The sequence below is a fragment of the Rhodococcus sp. 14C212 genome (genome assembly GCF_011058195.1).
Lineage (GTDB): Bacteria > Actinomycetota > Actinomycetes > Mycobacteriales > Mycobacteriaceae > Rhodococcus > Rhodococcus aetherivorans.
Genome location: NZ_JAALEH010000003.1, coordinates 60404 through 78906, shown reverse-complemented (window position 1 = coordinate 78906; position 18503 = coordinate 60404). Strand labels below are relative to the sequence as shown.

The window sequence follows — 18503 nt, the reverse complement described above, 5'->3', positions numbered from 1 at the left end:
GCAAATTATCGGTGAACCAAGGAAAGCGGCCCCCGGCGGCGAAGCCGGGGGCCGGATCCGGAATCCGGATGCGACGTCAGACGTTGACGCCGTAGTCGCGGGCGATGCCGGCCAGGCCGGACGCGTAGCCCTGACCGATGGCGCGGAACTTCCACTCCGCACCGTGCCGGTACAGCTCACCGAAGACCATGGCGGTCTCGGTGGAGGCGTCCTCCGACAGGTCGTAGCGGGCGAGCTCGTTGCCGTTGGCGCGGTCGACGACGCGAATGTACGCGTTGCGGACCTGTCCGAACGACTGGCTGCGGGAGTCGGCGTCGTAGATCGAGACCGGGAAGAAGATGCTCTCGATGTTGGCCGGCACGGCACTCAGGTCGACGTTGACGACCTCGTCGTCGCCCTCGCCCTCGCCCGTGCGGTTGTCGCCGATGTGCTCGATCGAGCCGTCCGGGGACTTGAGGTTGTTGAAGAAGACGAAGTGCTGGTCCGAGACGACCTTCTTGTCGGCGCCGGTCGCGATCGCGCTGGCATCGAGGTCGAAGTCGGCACCGGTGGTGCTGCGGATGTCCCAGCCGAGGCCGACGGCCACGGCGGTGAGGTTCGGTGCTTCCTTGGTGAGGGAAACGTTGCCGCCCTTGGTCAAGCTGACGCCCATGCGGGGTCCTTTCGATCTGTCGGTCCGGACGAGGTGCCCGGGCGGGCACGCCCGATTTGCGCGTGTCACTCCACCCTAATAGCTGTTCCGCGCCGACGCCCCACCCTCGGCGCGCACGCACGGGGCCGAACCGCGCGGGCCAGTACCATTCGGGGCGTGGCGAGCCGATGGACGCGCCGCCTCTTCGGCGGTGGGAGCACCGACGATCCGGTGGCCCGTGGCGCCTACGACGCGATGGTCGCCGCGTTCCTCGACATGGACCGCCGCCAGTCCGTCGCCGAGGCCGGCGTCACGGCCTCGCACGAACTCGCTCCGCAGCGCGGCCTGCGCCGCGAGTGGGAGCCCGTCCGCGAAGCCTGTTACCGCGCGGCCGAGACGTACCTGCACCTCGCCCGCACCGAACCGACCGACCCGCTCGCTCCCGCCCCGGCCTACGAACAGGCTCTGCAGCAGATCGGTCTCGCCACCCGCACCCTCGACCAGTTCTACGACCGCCACCGCGCACACCTCGAGCATTCGGTCGCGGTGGCACAGACCGTCCCGCAGCTCGCCCGGCAGGTCCGCACCGAGGCGCAGGCTGCGGCGGCGCTGGTGGACGCCCCCGAGCACGCCGCATACGCCGGCTACCCGTCCGTGCGGGCCGCGGCGAACGCGCTCGACGCGGAGGTCCGCGCCCTGGATTCGGCGGTGGGAACCGGCGCCGTCCGAACGGCGGCACGGCGGGCCGAGGAGGCGGCCACCGCCCTGCGTCGCGCCCTCGCGCAGGCGCCGGACAAGGCCGAGTCCGCCCGGAAAGCTGTGGCATCCGTCACCACCCGCCTGTCGGCGGTCCGCACCCGCGCCGAGAGCCTGGCGCCGGCGTTCTCGGCACTGCTGCGCGAGTTCAACGCGGCCAGCTCCGCCGACCTGTCCGGCAACGAACGCGCCGCCTGCGAGTTCCTCGACCGGGCCGACGCCGACGTGACCGCGGCGCGAACGGCTTCGGCCGGGAACCGGCCCGAACAGGCGCTCGAGCTCACCGCGGCGGCCCGGGCATCGCTCACCCAGGCGGAACGCTACGTCGACGCCGTCACCGAGCGGCTGTCCGTCCTCCGCGCGGTCCGCCGTGATCCGGCCGCAAAGGTGGAGCAGGTACGGTTCCGTCTGCGCGACGCGCAACAACTCGCGGTGCAACGGGGGTTGACCGCAGAATGGGGATCGGTGCTCGACGCGCAGCTCGATCGGATCGACCGGGCAGTCGGTTCGCTCACCGGCGTACACCCCGACTACTGGGCGTACGTCCGAGAGCTCGACGCCGTTTCGCGCTTCATCGCCGGCGTGGTGCAACGAATGAGAGGACGAACGGAAGAGGCATGAGTGGGGGAACCTTCGCCGATATGCGCACGATGCACCATTTCCACCACATGGACCGCGCGACCCGGGACACGCTGTTCCTGCATCCGCCGCAGGCATTCTCCGATGCCGACGAGCGCGATCGGCTCGCCGTTGCGCTCGGGGCCACCCTGTACGTCCCGGCCACCCGCGCGGATCTGACCGCCACGATCGTCCGCCGAGCCCGCGAGGGTGTCGCCTCGATGGTGATCGACCTCGAGGACGCCGTCGCCGATCACGAGGTCGAGGACGGCCTGCGCAACGCGGTCGCCACCCTCGACGAGCTCGCCGGCACCGCGGCCGCGACCATGCTGCTGTTCGTCCGGGTGCGCACCCCCGACGGTGTCGACCGCATCGCCGACATCCTCGGGCCCGGCGTCACCGCGTTGACCGGATTCGTGCTGCCCAAGTTCACCGCGGCGTCGGGGCCGGTATTCCTCGATGCGGTGGCGGCGGCGTCCGAGCGGCTCGGCAAGCACCTGTACGCGATGCCGGTGCTCGAGTCCGCCGAGCTGGTGCACCGGCAGACCCGCGACGGCGAGCTGCAGCAGATCGCGGCGCTGCTCGCCGGGCACCGTGATCGCGTGCTGGCGGTACGGATCGGGGCCACCGACATGTGTGCCACGTTCGGCATCCGCCGCGACCGCGACCTGACCATCTACGACGTGCGCGTGGTCGTCGACGTCATTGCGGATATCGTCAACTACCTCGGCCGCACCGACGGCACCGGATTCGTCATCACCGGTCCCGTCTGGGAGTACTTCGCCGATCACGAGCGCATGTTCCGCCCGATGCTGCGGGCCACCCCCTTCGCCGAGCACGACGCGGTGATGTTCCGCCAGCAGCTCGTCAGCCGGGATCTCGACGGGCTGCTCCGCGAGATCGCCCTCGACCGGGCGAACGGCATCCAGGGCAAGACCGTGATCCATCCCTCCCATGTGGCCGCGGTGCACGCGCTGTCCGCGGTCACGCACGAGGAGTACCACGACGCGGTCGACATCCTCGGCGGCGACGCGGGTGGCGTGCAGGCCTCCGGTTACCGCAACAAGATGAACGAGCGGCGCCCGCACCGCACCTGGGCGCAGCAGACGTTGCTGCGCGCCTCGGTGTTCGGCGTCACCAACAAGGGAGTCACTTTCGTGGACCTGCTGACGGCATTGGTGGACCGGTGACCGCGGGGTTGCAGTCACCGTGGGCGACGGAGCAATTCGGCCTGGAACTGCAGCACTTCGACTCGGCCACCGGCGACACCGTGCCGGACCTCGTCTTACCGGGACTGCGCCGCAACCCCCGTCGCGCCCACCTGCTGGTCTCCACGGTGCTCGGCAAGCACATTCCCACCGACCCGGCCGCGGTCATCGGCGCGGGCGACCGGCTCGGCGATCTCGTCGCGGACCTGCTGGGCTCCGCCGCGCAGGACACGGTCGTACTCGGATTCGCCGAAACCGCAACGGGCCTGGGTCATTGTGTGGCGAGCCGGCTGCGAGCGCGCTGCTACCTGCACTCCACCCGGCGCGACGTGCCCGGCGCCGGCACCTTCGCCGGGTTCGAGGAGGGCCACTCGCACGCCACGTCGCACCTGCTCCAGCCGACGTCGCCGGAGCTGTTCGCCAACGACGCACCACTGGTCCTGGTGGACGACGAGATCTCCACCGGCGCCACCGCCGTCGACGCGATCCGGTCCCTGCACCGGCACAGTCCCCGCGCCCGGTACGTCGTCGCGTCGCTGGTGGACATGCGCACCGCCGATCACCGTCGGGCGGTCGACGAGGCGGCCGCCGAACTCGGCACCCGGATCGACCACGTGAGCCTCGCGGCGGGACACACGATCCTTCCCGACGGACTCGTCGAGCGGGTCGCCGCGCTGCCCGATCCGGATATGAATCCCGTTGCCTCACAACGAGGCTCCGTGGACTTCGTGACGTTGCCGTGGCCGGCGACCGTGCCCGACGGCGGGCGGCACGGCTTCCTGCGCACCGACACTGCGGCTTTCGACGCCGCAATCGCGCACGCGACCGAGGCCGTGGCCACCGCCCTCGGACCGGGACGGCCGGTCGTCGTCGTGGGCCACGAGGAACTGATGTACCTGCCGCTGCGCATCGCCGACGCGCTCGCCCGCCGGGGGATCCCCACGCGGTTCCAGACCACCACCCGCTCCCCCGCGTACGTCCGGGACGTGCCCTGCTACCCCCTGCGCCGCGGATTCATGTTCGCCGCACCCGAACCCGACGACGTCCCGCGTTATCTGTACAACGCGCGGTGGCCGGAGGAACGGGCACGGCTGCTGCTGGTGCTCGACGATCCCGCCGACACCGATCGCCTCCGCGCCGACGGGGGCCTGCTCGACGTGCTGACCGCCGCCGGGGAGGACGTGGTCGTCGCCGTCGTGCCCGCCACCGACCCGTCGGTGCTGCGCGCCGCCCGGGAGGGACGTTAACGCCTCTCCTTCCTGAAGGCAGGAGATTCCCGACTCAGACCGCAACCGCACCACCACCCGGAGGGAGGTGATCCGCTTGACTCACGTCGTCGACACCGGTGTGGCCACGCTCCGCCACAGCCAGAACGACTCTGGCAGCGTTCCGGTCCCGGCACGCGGTGTGCCCGCACGCCCGGCACCGGAATGTTCGTTCCTCGAGTCCGAGGGGTTGCTTGGCTCTCGCGAAACACCTCGAACACGTCATGGTCGTGTACGCGGGCCGCACCGACACCACCTTCCGGCCGGCCCGCCTGCCCTGCTCGATCAACTCCCGCTTCACCGTCGCGACCGCGGCATCGGCGGCCTTGCGCGCCATCGTGGATTTCGTCAGAAACCTGGGTTTGAAATCCTCCACCGCGACGAGACGATGCGCCTCGACCACGGTCCTGGCCCAGATCCGGCCGTCGTGCCGGTTCTGCCGGGCCGCCTTCTTCTGCACCTTCGCGGCCTGGGTGCGGGCCCGCCGATAGCCCCTCGAGAGTGGGTGTCCCTTCCCCCGGCGACGCCGCGCCATCTTCCGCTGCGCTCTCGCCAACTCCGCCGCACACCGTTTCCGGTGCCCGTGATGCGGCAGATCGAACCGCTCCTCGGTGGCCGTCGCGGTCCGGGCCACTCCCCAGTCGATCCCGACCGCGCTGCCCGGGTCGGCGACCGGGATCGGCTCGGCGTCGCGGGTCACCACGAACGAGGCATACCAGTGCCCCAACGAATCGCGGGTAATCCGCACACTCGACGGCTCCGCCGGCAGTGCCCGCGACCACACCACCGCAACACGCACGCCTTTGGGCAGCACCAACCGGCCGTCGCGGATCCGGAACCCGCGGCGGGTGTACTCGAGCGACGGCAGGGTCTTCTTCCGCGCCTTGAAGCGCGGCCGGCCCCGGCCCTTGACCGTGCACGACGCGTCCAACGCCTGCGCGTAGGTGCGCAGCATCTGCTGCTGGGCGACCTGGGAACCGTCCCGCAACCACGACGAGCGGGCCCGGGCTTCGGTCAACTGCCTGCCGGGTGTCCCGAAACTCGGCTTGCGGCCCGTGGTGAACTGGTGGACGGCTTCGTTCCACAGGAACCGGCAGCGATGCCACTCCTCGATCAGGGCAGCGGCGGCGGTGGCGCCCGGCCGCAACCGGTAGTTGTAGCGCACCACCTCGACCCCCATGCCCGGCACGCTAACCGACCCCACCGACAGGTTTGCCCGACACCACCACTCCCCCCGAAAGGAGGACGGCGCTTCCTCTCCCTCGTGAACAAGGGAGTATCCGCGCCGCACATCAGATGACCGTTCCGCTGGCCGGACCCGACTTCGGCTCCTACGCCCCGGACGAGGTGCGGTGGCTCCTCAAGGACCTCTCGCACGTCGCCCTCGAGGCCGACATCGCCGAGCGCGAGCGCCGCATCCAGGCGGGTCTCGCCCACTACGCCGAGACGCTGCCGATCGAATACCAGCCGGACGCCGCTTACCGCGAACTGTTCGACAAGGTGCTCGCCGCGACGGCGGGCCGCCTCGCCCACGCCGTCGGCACGGTCACCGAACTGCTGCTCGCCGAACGGGGCCGGGATCTGACGCTCGTGTCCCTCGCCCGCGCCGGCACTCCCGTCGGCATCCTGATCCGCCGCTGGGCGCAGCGGCACCACGGGCTGGACCTGCCGCACTATGCGGTGTCGATCGTACGGGGCCGCGGCATCGACTTCGCCGCCCTCGACTACGTGACGGCGCGTCACGATCCGGCGTCGGTGGTGTTCGTCGACGGCTGGACCGGCAAGGGCGCCATCGCCCGCGAACTCACGGCGGCCCTCGCCGAATACCGGGCCGCGGCCGGCCCGGAACTCTCCGGCGACCTCGCCGTGCTCGCGGATCCCGGATACTGCGTGCGGACCTACGGCACCCGCGACGACTTCCTCATCGCCTCGGCATGCCTGAATTCCACTGTCTCCGGGCTCGTCTCGCGTACGGTCCTCAACGACACCCTGATCGGTGCGGGCGAGTTCCACGGTGCGAAGTTCTACGCCGAACTCGCCGGCGAGGACGCCTCGGCCGTGCTTCTCGACACCGTCGCCGCGGAATTCGGCGATCGGGACGCCGCAGTCGCCGCCGCCGGGGACATCCTGCGGTCCGACCGCACCCCCACGTGGGCGGGCTGGGAGTCGGTGGAGAAGGTACGGGCCGCGTACGGCATCTCCACCGTCAACTACGTCAAACCCGGTGTCGGCGAGACCACCCGGGTGCTGTTGCGGCGCGTGCCGTGGCGGGTGCTGGTCCGCGAGGCCGACGCCGAGGAGCACGCCCACATCCGGATGCTCGCCGCAGCCCGCGACGTGCCGGTCGAAACGGTTCCCGACCTGGCGTATTCCTGCATGGGACTGATCAAGGATCTGCCGTGACCACCACCCTCGTCGCCACCGACCTCGACCGCACGATGATCTACTCGCGCGCCGCGATGGGCGAATCACCCGTCGTCGACGGCGATCTGGTGTGTGTCGAGCACTACGACGGTGCGCCCCTGTCGTACCTGACCGTCACATCCGCGCAGCGCCTGCGCGACCTGGCCGCCGCCGCGGTGGTGGTGCCGACCACCACGCGCACCCCGGAACAGTTCCGGCGCATCGCGCTGCCCGGCGCACCGTGGCGCTACGCGATCGCCAGCAACGGCGGCATGATCCTCGCCGACGGGGTACCGGACACCGGGTGGCGGCAGGCGGTGGACACGGCCGTGCGCACCGAGGGCGCCGGACTCGACGAGGTCACCGCCGAACTGCGCCGCCGCATCTCCGACGACTGGGTGCACAAGTTCCGGGTCGCCGACGATCTGTTCTGCTATCTCGTGATCGACGTCGCCGCGCAGCCCGTCGGCTTCCTCGACGAATGGGACCACTGGTGCCGGCGCCGCGGATGGAACGCGTCCCAGCAGGGCCGCAAGCTGTACACGATGCCGTCGGCGGTGTGCAAGAGCCGCGCGGTCGCCGAGGTCCGACGGCGTCTGGTCGGCGACGGCACGCTCGCTCCGGACGCCGTCGTACTGGCCGCCGGGGACGGCGCACTCGACGCCGAGATGCTGACCGCCGCCGACGCCGCGATCCGGCCGCGACACGGCGAACTCGAGGCGCTGGACTGGCGGCACCCGACGGTGACGGTGACCAGGCAGGCGGGGATCCGGGCCGGCGAGGAGATCCTGGCCTGGTTCGCCCGATCCGCCCGGATCCGTGCGGCTTCGTACAGTGGCAGTGACGCTCCACGTTCCCCGAGACAGAGTATCCAGTAACAGTGAGGACCCCACCCGTGCCCGTATCTCTCGCCAAGGGTCAGAACGGCCCCCTCACCGCCACCGACGTCGTCGTCTCGCTCGAGCTGACCACCCCGGCCGACCTGTCTGCCCTGTTGGTCAAGCCCGACGGCAAGGTGCGCTCCGACGCCGACTTCGTCTTCTTCAACCAGCCCACCGGGCCGGGGGTGCGGCTCGTGCCGGGCGCCCCCGGACAGGCCGCCTCGCTGGCCGTGTCGCTGAACCAGGTGCCGGCAGACATCGACCAGGTGCGCGCGGTCATCACCCTCGACGACGCGTCGAGCAGCTTCGGTCGTTTCGCCCCGCCGTCCGCGCGGGTCTCCGACACCGCGGGCAACGTCCTCTACGAGTACCGGATCGACGGACTGAGCAGCGAGTCGATCGTGATCGCCCTCGAGCTGTACCGACGGCAGGGCGCGTGGAAGGTGCGGGCCGTCGGCCAGGGATACGCGGGCGGGTTCGCCGCGCTCGTGAGCGATCACGGGGTGAGCGTCGACGACGCGCCCGCGGCCGCGCCGCAACCGGTTCAGCCCGCACCGCAACCGGCTCGGGCCGTGCCGCCCTCGGCCCCGGCCGCGCCGCCCGTACCGCCGGCCTACGCCACGCCGCCGGCTTCTGCTCCGCAGCCCTACCAGCAGCCGGCCCCGCCGCAGCCGTACGTGCAGGCCTCCGCGCCGCAGCCGGCGCAGGACGCCCAACCCGAGGTCAGCCTCACCAAGAGCCGGCCGGTCAGCCTCGTCAAGGGCCAGAAGGTCACCCTCCGCAAGGAGGGCGGTGTGGCCCTGACCTACCTGCGCATGGGGCTGGGCTGGGATCCGGTCGCGAAGCGCGGTCTGTTCGGCAACCGTGCCGCCGACATCGACCTCGACGCGTCGGCCGTGCTGTTCGCCGACCAGAACCTCGTCGACGTCGCGTACTACGGCCAGCTGCGGTCCAAGGACGGCTCGGTCCAGCACCAGGGGGACAACCTCACCGGCGAGGGCGCCGGCGACGACGAGGTCGTGCTCGTCGACCTCACCCGGGTCCCGGCCCACATCACGACGGTCATGTTCATCGTCACCTCGTACAAGGGGCACACCTTCGAGCAGGTCGCGAACGCGTTCTGCCGGCTGGTGGACGGCACCAACAACGCAGAGCTGGCCCGCTACACCCTGCAGGGCGGCATGCCGTTCACCGGCATGGTGATGGCCAAGGTGTACCGGCAGGGGCAGGACTGGAAGCTCCAGGCCATCGGCGAGGGCATCCAGGCCAAGCACCCCGGTGAGGCCGCGCCGCAGCTCGGCCGGTTCCTGGTGTCCTGACGCCGTGACGGGGAGATTCACGGCGGGGCAGAACGCCCCGCTGACGGCGCGCCGGGTCCGCTTCACGGCCCGCGCGGCGGGGCCGCTGGACGTGTGCGCGCTGGTGGTGGACGCGAACCTGCAGGTACGCACCGCCGCGGACGCCGTGTTCTACAACCAGCCCGGGGCGACGGGCGTGGATCTGGCCGGCGACGCCGTCGTCGTGGATCTCGACCGGGTGTGCCCGGAGGCCGCCGCGGTGCTGCTGGCAGTCTCCTCGGACCGAGGGCCCGTGGGCGCGCTGACCACCGACCTGACCGGGCCGCCGGGATCCGGGCCGGCCACGTTCGACGCGCCCGTTGCCGATGGCGAGTCGGCGGTGATCTGCTGGGAGGTGTACCGCCGCGACGGCGGATGGAAGTTGCGGGCGGTGGGCCAGGGGTATGCCGGTGGACTCGCCGAACTGTTCCACGCGCACGGCGTGGACGTCGACGACGAGCCGGCCCCGCCCACGCCGGATACCCCGGCGACGGTGCCGGTCGAGCCGGAGCAGGCGTGGGAGCGGACCTGGCAGATCTTCGAGGACGCCTCCCGTTCCGCCGCCGCGTTCGTCTCCGCGCACGACTACGCATTGCACCGGCTCGACGAGGAACTGTCCGCGGCCGTCTCCGACCCGGCCCGCCGCACCGGACCGGCCGCCGACCGGGCCCGGGCCGAGGCGAATCGGCGATGCGACGAACTGATCGCCGCGGCTCGCGCCCGGCACGCCGCCGACACCGCGTTGTTGACCGAGGAACTGCGCGCCGTCGGCGCGGCCCTGCCCGCGGCGATGGCCTCGTGGGACGCACCGGCGTGGCAGCGGCCGGGTCTCGGCGGAAACGGGCTGCGGATCGGCGAACTCGCGTCCCCGGACCGTGACTCGCCGATCCTTCCGCTGTGCCTCGCGTTGCCACTGCGACGCCCGCTGTGGGTCGACGGGGACCCTGCCGTCGCCGCCCCAGTGGTGTCGGCCCTCGTGGTCCGGCTCCTTGCGGCGTACCCCGGCGCGCGCCTCGATGTCGTCGACACGGCCGGTGCGTTGTCCGCCCTCGCCGATGTGGTGTCCTTCGCAGTGACGGGCCCGGTCGTCCGCGACGTTCCCGGCATCGGGCCCCGGTTGCGCGACGTGGCGCACGCGGTCGATCTCGCCGCGCTGGCCGCGACCGCGGATCCGGGCGCCGAGCCACCGGCGCCACGGATCGTGGTGCTCTCGGGTATCCCGCACGGCTACACTCGTGACGATCTGATGCACATCGTCCGGATCGTGGAAGCGGTTGCAACAAAGCCGGTTTCGGTGATCATCGTCGGCGAGGACGACGGTGTGACGGACGAGCCGTTGCTGGACCTGCTCTCGCAGGAAGCTCAGCACCTACCGGTGGCGCCGGGCACCCACATGGCCGATCCGTGGACCGGCACCGACTGGCAGCTCACGCCGGACACTGCGCCCGACCTCGACGGGCTCCGCCACGTCGTCGCTGCGCTCGGGCGCTGAACCGTCGCGGACGACGCCGGCCGATCCGGAACCACAGCGCCACAAGGGAATCCGCAGAGTGGAACGCTCGGCGGCGGGCGACTCCACATGGTCGGCCGGCGAGCGTTCGCCACAGCATGCCGCCGGAAGGCGGAGTGCGAGCCCGCCCGCGACGACAAGACTCCCACCCAGCCGAAATGACAGTCTCAATTCCGGAAACGAGCCGGAAGCAGGCGAGGTGATGCCCCTGCCCTCCGGTACAGTGCACACACGTTCTCGTCACGACAGGGGAGTGGATCAGGCCGTGACCGGCACCGAAGAGCCCGCATGGAAGCAACGGGCAGTCGAGCGCTCCATCCGCACCGCCAAACTCCGCGCCGAGCAGCGCGTCCAGCGATTCCTCGACGCCGCGCAGGCGATCATGATCGAAAAGGGCAGCACCGATTTCACGGTGCAGGAGGTGGTAGAACGCTCGAAGCAGTCACTCCGCAGCTTCTACCTCCAGTTCAGCGGCAAGCACGAACTCCTGCTGGCCATTTACGAGGACGCCCTGACCCGTTCGGCCGATCGGATCCGCGCCGCCGCGTCAGTCCAGGCGGAGCCGCTCGATCAGCTACGTGTGTCCGTCGAACTGCTCTTCGAGCAATCGCGACCCGATTCCCACGCCGAGCGGCCGCTGTTCACGGACTTCGCGCCACAACTGCTGGTGTCCCACCCAGCCGAGGTCAAGGTGGCCCACGCCGCCCTGCTCGACCTCTTCACCGAACTCGTGGAGAACGTGGCGGCAGCCGGCAAGCTACGATCCGGACTCGACCCGCGCCGTATCGCCACTATGACGATGCAGACGGTCATGTGCATCGCGCAGTCGACTGGCGGGAGCGACAACGCGACTTCCCCCATCACGGCAGAGGAGACGTGGGAGTTCTGCACGCGAGGGTTCACGACATCGGAGTGAGGGTACTGATTTCGGAGTACCTCCGGGAACGCCGTTAGGAGGTCCCGATGTACGGGCCGGCACGCGGGTGGAGGAACACGGGCGACACCCGATTCCGAGCCGACGCCCCGTCGACGCGTCGCCCGCGTAGGCACGAGGGACGCCCACATTCGCCGTGCTCCTCGCGCGCGTCCGCCGTACCCGCGCAGGAAGCACTTCGGCGCGCAAGGACAGTCGCCCGCTGCCGGGCCCCGACATAGGCACTCCCTATCGGTCGCTGTGGATCTTGGTCTTTGTTCCGCCGAGGCGGCGGTGATCGACTGATCGGGCACGGCGGGCCCGACATCGAGGCGCTCGCCGAACGGAACGAGGAGTGGGATGTGAGCGGTCTGCACCTTCCGCAGCGGGTCCGGCAGCACGCGGCGGAACGGCCGGACGCACTCGCACTGACCTGCGGCGACACCACCGTCACCTTCGCCGAACTCGACCGGCGCACCAACCGGCTCGCGACCGCCCTGAGCGGGCTGGCCCGTCGCGGCGGTCGGATCGGGGCGCTGCTGCGCATGCGGCTCGAGGCCGGCGAGACGTTCGTCGCCTGCGGAAAAGCGGGGCTGGTGTTCGTCCCCCTGAACTGGCGGCTCACCCCCGCGGAGGCCGCCCGCATCGCCGAGGACGCGGAACTCGACGTGCTCGTCGTCGAATCCGGGTTCGCAGCGGCAGCCGAGGCGATCCGCGCCGCACTGCCCGGCCTGCCCGTCGTCCTCGTCGACACCGAGCCCGGCGACGACCTGCTGCCCGGGGCGTGGACGTGGGAACGGCTCACCGCCACCGGCGCCGACACCGATCCCGGCTGCGGCGACGACCCCGACACGACGCTGTTGCAGCTGTACACCTCCGGCACCACCGGCATGCCGAAGGGGGTGCTCATCACCCACCGCAACCTCCACAACGACGAGGAGGGACAGCGCATCTACCACTGGCAGCCCGACTCGGTGGCGCTGAACGCGATGCCGCTGTTCCACATCGCCGGGGCCGGATGGCTGAGCACCTGCCTGTCCGCCGGTGTGCACGCCGTCCTGCTCGGCGAGTTCCAGCCGCGCACCGTCGCGGCGCTCGTCGAACGCCATCGCATCACCCATGCGTTCCTGGTGCCCGCGACCGTCCAGATGCTGCTCGACCTGCCCGGCCTGGACACGTTCGACCTGTCGAGCCTGCAGTTGATCTTCTACGGCGCCTCCCCCGTCACCCCGTCGATGCTGCGCCGCGCCGTGCACACCCTCGGCTGCGGATTCGTCCAGCGCTACGGGATGACGGAGACGAGCGGCTCCGTCACCGCGCTGCGCGTCGAGGACCACGACCCGACCGGTCCCCGCTCCTACCTGCTGCGCTCGGCGGGCCGTCCCATGCCCGGTGTGGAGATCGCCATCCGCGACGTGGCGACCGGGGAGGACCTGCCGGTGGGCGGGTCCGGCGAGATCGTGTGCCGCTCCCGCCACAACACGTCCGGCTACTGGCGGCGCCCGGAGGAGACCGCGGCGCTGTTCACCCACGACGGGTTCCTGCGCACCGGCGACGCCGGCCACCTCGACGAGGACGGCTACCTGTTCGTCACCGACCGGGTGAAGGACATGATCATCACCGGCGGGGAGAACGTCTACCCGATCGAGGTGGAGTCGGTGCTCGCCGAGCATCCCGCCGTCGCCGAGGTCGCCGTGGTCGGGGTCCCCGACCGCAAGTGGGGCGAGGCCGTCACCGCCGTCGTGCGCGTGACCGACGGTGCCGCCGTGCCGGACGAGAGCGAACTGGTCGCGTTCACCACCGGCCGGCTCGCCTCCTACAAGAAGCCGCAGCGCATCCACTTCGTCAGCGAGCTGCCGCGCAACGCCAGCGGCAAGATCCTCAAACGCACGCTGCGCGACACCCTCGCGGAGGAGGTGTCATGACCGCGGTCGAGGTCGTCGGGGTCGTGCAGCAGGAGGCGTGGCGGCGCGGCGAACTGCCACCGGTCGAGCAGGTCCGGCCCGGGCTGTGGTCGATTCCCGTGCCCATGCCGAAGAACCCGCTGCGCTACGTGCTGGTCTACGCCCTGGCCCTGCCGGACGGCCTGGCCCTGATCGACGTCGGCTGGGACTCGGAACAGTCGTGGCAGGCCCTGGTCGACGGGATCCGGCAGACCGGGCACGACATCACCGAGGTCCGGTTCGCGGCGATCACCCACCTGCACCCGGACCACTTCGGTCTGGCGCCGCGGCTGCGCGAGGTCAGCGGTGCCGCCCTGGCGATGCATGCCGCCGACGCGTCGCTGCTCGGCCACCACACCGCGACGGACCGGGAAGGGTACGCCGCGTCGTGGGCCCGGCAACTGGCCCGGCTCGGAGCGCCCGAGGACGTCCGATCGGGCGAGGTCATGGAACTGGTCCGTTTCGGGCCGCGCGAATCGCTCGACGTCGTGCTCGACGACGGCACACCCCTGGATCTGCCGGGTTGGGACCTGCACGCCGTGTGGACGCCCGGCCACACCCCCGGACACCTGTGCTTCGTCGACGAAACCCACGAACTTGTGTTCAGCGGCGACCACATGCTCCCCCGCATCAGTCCCAACATCTCCACCATCCCGGGTGAGCTGCCGAATCCGTTGCACCGCTACCTGCTGTCGCTGCACGCCACCACGAGCCTGCCCGACGGTGAGGTCTTCCCCGCGCACGAATACCGTTTCCGCGGTGTCGCTTCCCGCGCGCAGGCGCTGCTCGGCCACCACGAGGAACGGCTGGCCGAGATCGCCGACGTCGTGTCCCGGCATCCCGGTTCCACGGCGTGGGAGGTCTCCACGCGGATCTCGTGGTCCCGTCCGTTCGAGACGATGCCGCCGCGGCTGCGCCGGCTCGCGGTGCGCGAGACCGACGCCCACCTGCTGGTTCTCGCAGACCGGGAAGTGGTCACCGGGTGCGGCACCGATCCGGACCGCTGGACGCCGGCCGTCGGCACCCCCGTACGATGATCGGGTGGACCTTCACCTCATCACCTATTTCGTCGCGGTCGTCGACCGGGGTGGAATCACGAAGGCCGCCCAGTCCCTCTACATTTCGCAGCCGTCGCTGTCGCAGGCCATCCGCACACTCGAACGTCGGCTCGGCACAACCCTGTTCGACCGGACCGGGCGCCGGCTCACGCTCACCGAGGACGGTCGCCGGCTCGACGTAGCGGCGCGCCGCATCCTCGCCGACGTCGAGCGGGCGAAGGCGAAGGTCGCTGCGGTACGCGAACTCGCCTCGGGCCGCGTCGACGTGGTGACGTACTCGTCGTTCTCGTTCGACCCGATGATCGAGCTCGCCCGCCGCTTCCGGGACCGCTACCCGCACATCCTGGTGCGGATCGTCGACACGGACGGTCCCGCCGGGGTGCACACCGCGTTGCGCCGCGGCGAGGCGGAGATCGGCGTGACCGACCTGTCGGTCGAGCACGCGGGCATGATCACCGTGCCGCTGTTCGAGCAGGAGCTCGTGCTCGCCCTCCACCACGACCTCGCGGCCGACCTGCCGGACCCGATCCCGCGCACCCGTGTGCGGGACGTACCCCTCGTCGTCGATCTCGGCGACCGGACCAACGCCGCGAAGGCGGGCGAGCTGCTCGCCGAGAATGCCGCCAATGTCGTCGTCGACTGCGCCCACCCGGCGGCGACGTGGGAACTGGTGTGCCTGGGCACCGGCGCAACGGTGGTGCCCAGGCCGGTGGCCGAACAGCAGATGCCCACGGTGACGGTGCGGCCCCTGGAGCCGCCACTGACCCGGCCCGTCGGACTCGTGCTGCGGGCGGGCGAGCCGTCGCCGGCCGCGGCGGCGTTCCTCGACGTCGCCTCGACACTGCGACAGGGAGGGTAGGACTGTGGATTTCCGGCAGGTGGAGTACTTCCTCGCGGTCGTCGAGAACAACGGCATCAACGGGGCCGCGGCCGCGCTCGGCGTCGCGCAGCCGACGGTGTCGCAGGCCCTGCGCAGCCTCGAACGCGAGCTCGGCGTCGAGCTGTTCCACCGCATCGGTCGCGGCATGGTTCTCACCGCGGCGGGCCGCAGCCTCATCGGCCCGAGCCGGCAGATCCTGCGTGACGTGACCGCGGTCGAGGAGCTGCTCACGACGTCGGACGGCGCGGTGGCGGGCCGGCTCGACATCATGGCCTTCCCGGCGCTGTCCGTCGGCCCGCTGGTGGAGCTGATCGCCCGGTTCCGCCGCGAATACCCCAAGGTCGCCGTGCGGTTCTCGGCACTGCGGGACGAGGAGCTGGTCGCGTCGCTGATCCGCGACGGCCACTGCGAGTTCGTCGTCGCGCACCTGCCTCTCGAGGGCGGCGACGGACTCGAGGTAATCGAGCTGGGCGAGCAGGAGTGGTGGCTGGCGTATCCGCCGGGGTCCGAGCTGCCGGAGGGCCCGATCCACCTGTCCGAGCTGCCGGACATCCCCATGGTGTTCGCGCCGACCGGTGCGTCGATGGTCGATGCGGTGGAGTCGGCGCTGCGCGCGGCCGGTGCCCGTCCGGAGATTTCCGTCCTCGTCGGCCAGCGCGAAGTCCGGCTGCCGATGGTGGCAGCCGGACTCGGCGGGTCGATCGTGGATCGGGTGCCGGCGGAGGCCGCAGAGGACCGGCTCGTGGTGCGCGCATGCGAGCCGCGGCTGGCGGGCACGTACGGGCTCGCGTTCGATCCGGCGACCCTGTCTGCGGTCGGTCAGGCGTTCGTCGACCTGGTCCGTCGGCGCTGACGCGCCCGTTCGTCCTACGGCGCTGACGCGCCGGTGTGTCCTTTGGGTTGCTCCCACAGCCCGAAGGACACACCGGCCGCGAAGCGGCCTACACCCTCTCGAACACCGCGGCCAGGCCCTGGCCGCCGCCGATGCACATCGTCTCGAGACCGTAGCGGCCGTCGCGGCGGTGCAGTTCCCGGGCGAGCGTCGCCAGCATGCGGCCGCCGGTCGCGCCAACCGGGTGGCCCAGCGAGATACCGGACCCGTGGACGTTGGTCCGCTCGAAATCGGCTGCGCCGAACTTCCATTCGCGGGTCACGGCGAGCGCCTGCGCCGCGAAGGCCTCGTTGAGTTCGATCACGTCGACGTCGGCGAGCGTGATACCGGCCTTGGCGAGGGCCTTCTCCGTGGCCGGAACCGGGCCGATGCCCATGATCTTCGGAGCCACCCCGGCCAGGCCCCAGGACACGACCCGCACGAGCGGGGTCAGGCCCAGCGCCGCGGCGCGCTCGGGAGTGGTGACGAGGCACATCGACGCGGCGTCGTTCTGGCCGCTGGCGTTACCGGCGGTGACCGTGGCCTCGGGATCCTGCTTGCCCATGATCGGCTTCAGCTTCGCCAGCGACTCGACGGTGACGTCCGAACGGGGATGCTCGTCGGTGTCGATGACGTCATCGCCGGAGCGGGTCGTGACGGTGACCGGGACGATCTCCTCGGCGAGGATGCCGTTCTTCTGCGCGGCGACGGCGCGGGCGTGGGAGGAGACCGCGAGCTCGTCCTGTTCGAGCCGGCTGATGCCGTAGTCGCGGCGCAGGTTCTCGGCGGTCTCGATCATGCCGCCGGGCACCGGGTAGTGGCGGCCACCGGCGGTGGCGCGGGCGCGGACGAGGCTGTCGTGCATCTGCACGCCGGTGCGGGCGCCACCCCAGCGCATGTCGACGGAGTAGAACGAGGCGTTGCTCATCGACTCGGCGCCGCCGGCGACGACGACCTCGTTGTCACCGTTGCCCACCTGGAACGCGGCCTGGATGACGGCCTGCAGACCGGAACCGCAGCGACGGTCGATGTGCATGCCGGGCACCGTGATCGGCAGACCGGCGTCGAGCGCGATGACACGGCCGATGGCCGGAGCCTCGCTGTTGCCGTTGCAGTGGCCGAGAATGACGTCCTCGATCGCGTCGGGGGCGATCCCGGTGCGCTCGATCAAGCCCTTCAGTGCGGCGACACCGAGGTCGACGGCGGTGAGGGACTTGAACATTCCGCCGTAGCGGCCGATGGGGGTGCGGACGGGCTCGCAGATGACTACTTCGCGCATGACGACCTTCGTGAGGGGAGAGTGATTGTGGAAGGGGCTGTGGGACAATGACTCACATGAATCGGCCGCCGGTGACCTCGAGTACCGTACCGGTCATGTACGAGGACATGTCGGACGCGAGGAAGAGGGCCACGGACGCGATCTCGGACACCTCGCCGGGCCGGCCCATGGGGATCTCGCTCATCTTCTGATCCCACGCCTTCTGCGGCATCGCCTCGGTCATCGCGGAACGGATCAGGCCCGGCTGGATCGCGTTGACCCGCACGCCGTGGTGCGCCATCTCCTTCGCGGCCGCCTTGGTGAGGCCGACGATGCCCGCTTTCGCGGCCGAGTAGTTGGTCTGGCCGATCATGCCGACCTTGCCGGAGAGCGAGGAGATGTTGACGATGGCGCCGCGCTTCGACTCGCGCATGATCGCCGACGCCTTGCGGGTGCCGTGCCAGGTGCCCTTGAGGTGGACGGCGATCACCAGGTCGAAGTCCTCCTCGGTCATGGTGCGCATCGTCGCGTCACGGGTGATGCCGGCGTTGTTGACGACGACGTCGAGCGAGCCGAACCCGTCGACGGCCTCCGCGAGGAGCGCGTCCCACTCGTCCGCGTTCACCACGTTGCACCGCACCGCCCGTGCCACCTCGCGGCCACCGAGCTTCTCGGCAGCGGCCGTCGCGGCGTCGAGGTCGAGGTCGCCGAGGACGACCCGAGCCCCGGCGTCGACGAACTCCTGTGCGATCGCGAAACCGATGCCCTGAGCGCCCCCGGTGATGACGGCGGTTCGGTTCTCCAGCAGTGACATGAGGTTCCTTTCGCACGAGCCTGCCCGGTCCGGGGACGGCGGGAAGGCACCGATGAATCGAGGACGCGGGCGACGCCCGTCGGCTGATGCTCCGAATATACCGAGAGGACCGGTGATTCGACCCCGCCCGATTCATCGACAGTGCCTATGTGGCGAT

At 70.8% G+C, this 18503-nt stretch carries 16 protein-coding genes; 12 read left to right on the top strand and 4 right to left on the bottom strand.

The window, feature by feature from the left end; all coding sequences use genetic code 11:
* Positions 1 to 76 precede the first annotated feature (76 nt).
* Complete coding sequence (locus G6038_RS02465) at positions 77 to 652, bottom strand: TerD family protein (RefSeq protein ID WP_006941734.1); 576 nt, start codon at positions 650 to 652, stop codon at positions 77 to 79.
* Positions 653 to 886: 234 nt separating this feature from the next.
* Between G6038_RS02465 and G6038_RS02460 the strand changes: the two genes are divergently transcribed.
* Genes G6038_RS02460 through G6038_RS02450 form a run of 3 tightly spaced genes read left to right on the top strand, consistent with a single transcriptional unit; the run spans position 887 to position 4460 of the window.
* Entirely contained in the window at positions 887 to 2008 is a 1122-nt protein-coding gene (locus tag G6038_RS02460; protein ID WP_206024191.1) for a hypothetical protein, read from the top strand.
* A complete protein-coding gene (locus G6038_RS02455; protein ID WP_240918261.1) occupies positions 2005 to 3195 on the top strand; it encodes an HpcH/HpaI aldolase/citrate lyase family protein in 1191 nt (396 codons plus the stop codon). The genes G6038_RS02460 and G6038_RS02455 overlap by 4 nt, the downstream gene beginning before the upstream one ends.
* Entirely contained in the window at positions 3192 to 4460 is a 1269-nt protein-coding gene (locus tag G6038_RS02450) for a phosphoribosyltransferase family protein (protein WP_165035754.1), read from the top strand. Before G6038_RS02455 ends, G6038_RS02450 begins: the two co-directional genes overlap by 4 nt.
* Before the next feature lie 34 nt (positions 4461 to 4494).
* On the opposite strand, the gene G6038_RS02445 is transcribed toward G6038_RS02450, so the two are convergent.
* The gene (locus G6038_RS02445) at positions 4495 to 5658 is read right to left on the bottom strand and encodes an RNA-guided endonuclease TnpB family protein (RefSeq protein ID WP_165035753.1); all 1164 of its coding nucleotides are present in this window, start codon (positions 5656 to 5658) and stop codon (positions 4495 to 4497) included.
* A 116-nt stretch (positions 5659 to 5774) separates the two neighbouring features.
* Here G6038_RS02445 and G6038_RS02440 point away from each other — a divergent pair, with 116 nt between their 5' ends.
* From G6038_RS02440 to G6038_RS02400, 9 genes are all read left to right on the top strand, one after another.
* Positions 5775 to 6881: a cysteine protease StiP family protein gene (locus G6038_RS02440; protein ID WP_165035752.1), complete on the top strand. Its 1107-nt coding sequence runs from the start codon at positions 5775 to 5777 to the stop codon at positions 6879 to 6881.
* A 35-nt stretch (positions 6882 to 6916) separates the two neighbouring features.
* Positions 6917 to 7759 carry an HAD family hydrolase gene (locus G6038_RS02435; RefSeq protein ID WP_206024189.1) on the top strand — a complete coding sequence of 281 codons (843 nt, stop codon included), beginning with the start codon at positions 6917 to 6919 and terminating at the stop codon, positions 7757 to 7759.
* Between the two features lie 17 nt (positions 7760 to 7776).
* Complete coding sequence (locus G6038_RS02430; RefSeq protein ID WP_165035750.1) at positions 7777 to 9081, top strand: TerD family protein; 1305 nt, start codon at positions 7777 to 7779, stop codon at positions 9079 to 9081.
* A 4-nt stretch (positions 9082 to 9085) separates the two neighbouring features.
* Entirely contained in the window at positions 9086 to 10591 is a 1506-nt protein-coding gene (locus G6038_RS02425; RefSeq protein ID WP_165035749.1) for a TerD family protein, read from the top strand.
* Between the two features lie 283 nt (positions 10592 to 10874).
* Positions 10875 to 11525 carry a TetR/AcrR family transcriptional regulator gene (locus G6038_RS02420; protein WP_346772728.1) on the top strand — a complete coding sequence of 217 codons (651 nt, stop codon included), beginning with the start codon at positions 10875 to 10877 and terminating at the stop codon, positions 11523 to 11525.
* 359 nt (positions 11526 to 11884) lie between these two features.
* Positions 11885 to 13447: a long-chain-fatty-acid--CoA ligase gene (locus tag G6038_RS02415; protein ID WP_165035748.1), complete on the top strand. Its 1563-nt coding sequence runs from the start codon at positions 11885 to 11887 to the stop codon at positions 13445 to 13447.
* Positions 13444 to 14502: an MBL fold metallo-hydrolase gene (locus tag G6038_RS02410; protein ID WP_165035747.1), complete on the top strand. Its 1059-nt coding sequence runs from the start codon at positions 13444 to 13446 to the stop codon at positions 14500 to 14502. Before G6038_RS02415 ends, G6038_RS02410 begins: the two co-directional genes overlap by 4 nt.
* Before the next feature lie 4 nt (positions 14503 to 14506).
* Positions 14507 to 15382 (top strand): LysR family transcriptional regulator, encoded by an 876-nt coding sequence (locus G6038_RS02405; protein ID WP_165035746.1) that lies wholly within the window; start codon positions 14507 to 14509, stop codon positions 15380 to 15382.
* Positions 15383 to 15386: 4 nt separating this feature from the next.
* The gene (locus tag G6038_RS02400) at positions 15387 to 16256 is read left to right on the top strand and encodes a LysR family transcriptional regulator (protein WP_165035745.1); all 870 of its coding nucleotides are present in this window, start codon (positions 15387 to 15389) and stop codon (positions 16254 to 16256) included.
* Between the two features lie 88 nt (positions 16257 to 16344).
* Here the strand turns inward: G6038_RS02400 and G6038_RS02395 are convergent, their stop codons facing one another.
* Both G6038_RS02395 and fabG read right to left on the bottom strand, forming a co-directional pair.
* The gene (locus G6038_RS02395; RefSeq protein ID WP_165035744.1) at positions 16345 to 17553 is read right to left on the bottom strand and encodes an acetyl-CoA C-acetyltransferase; all 1209 of its coding nucleotides are present in this window, start codon (positions 17551 to 17553) and stop codon (positions 16345 to 16347) included.
* Between the two features lie 52 nt (positions 17554 to 17605).
* Positions 17606 to 18346: a 3-oxoacyl-ACP reductase FabG gene (fabG, locus tag G6038_RS02390; RefSeq protein ID WP_165035743.1), complete on the bottom strand. Its 741-nt coding sequence runs from the start codon at positions 18344 to 18346 to the stop codon at positions 17606 to 17608.
* Positions 18347 to 18503 lie beyond the last annotated feature (157 nt).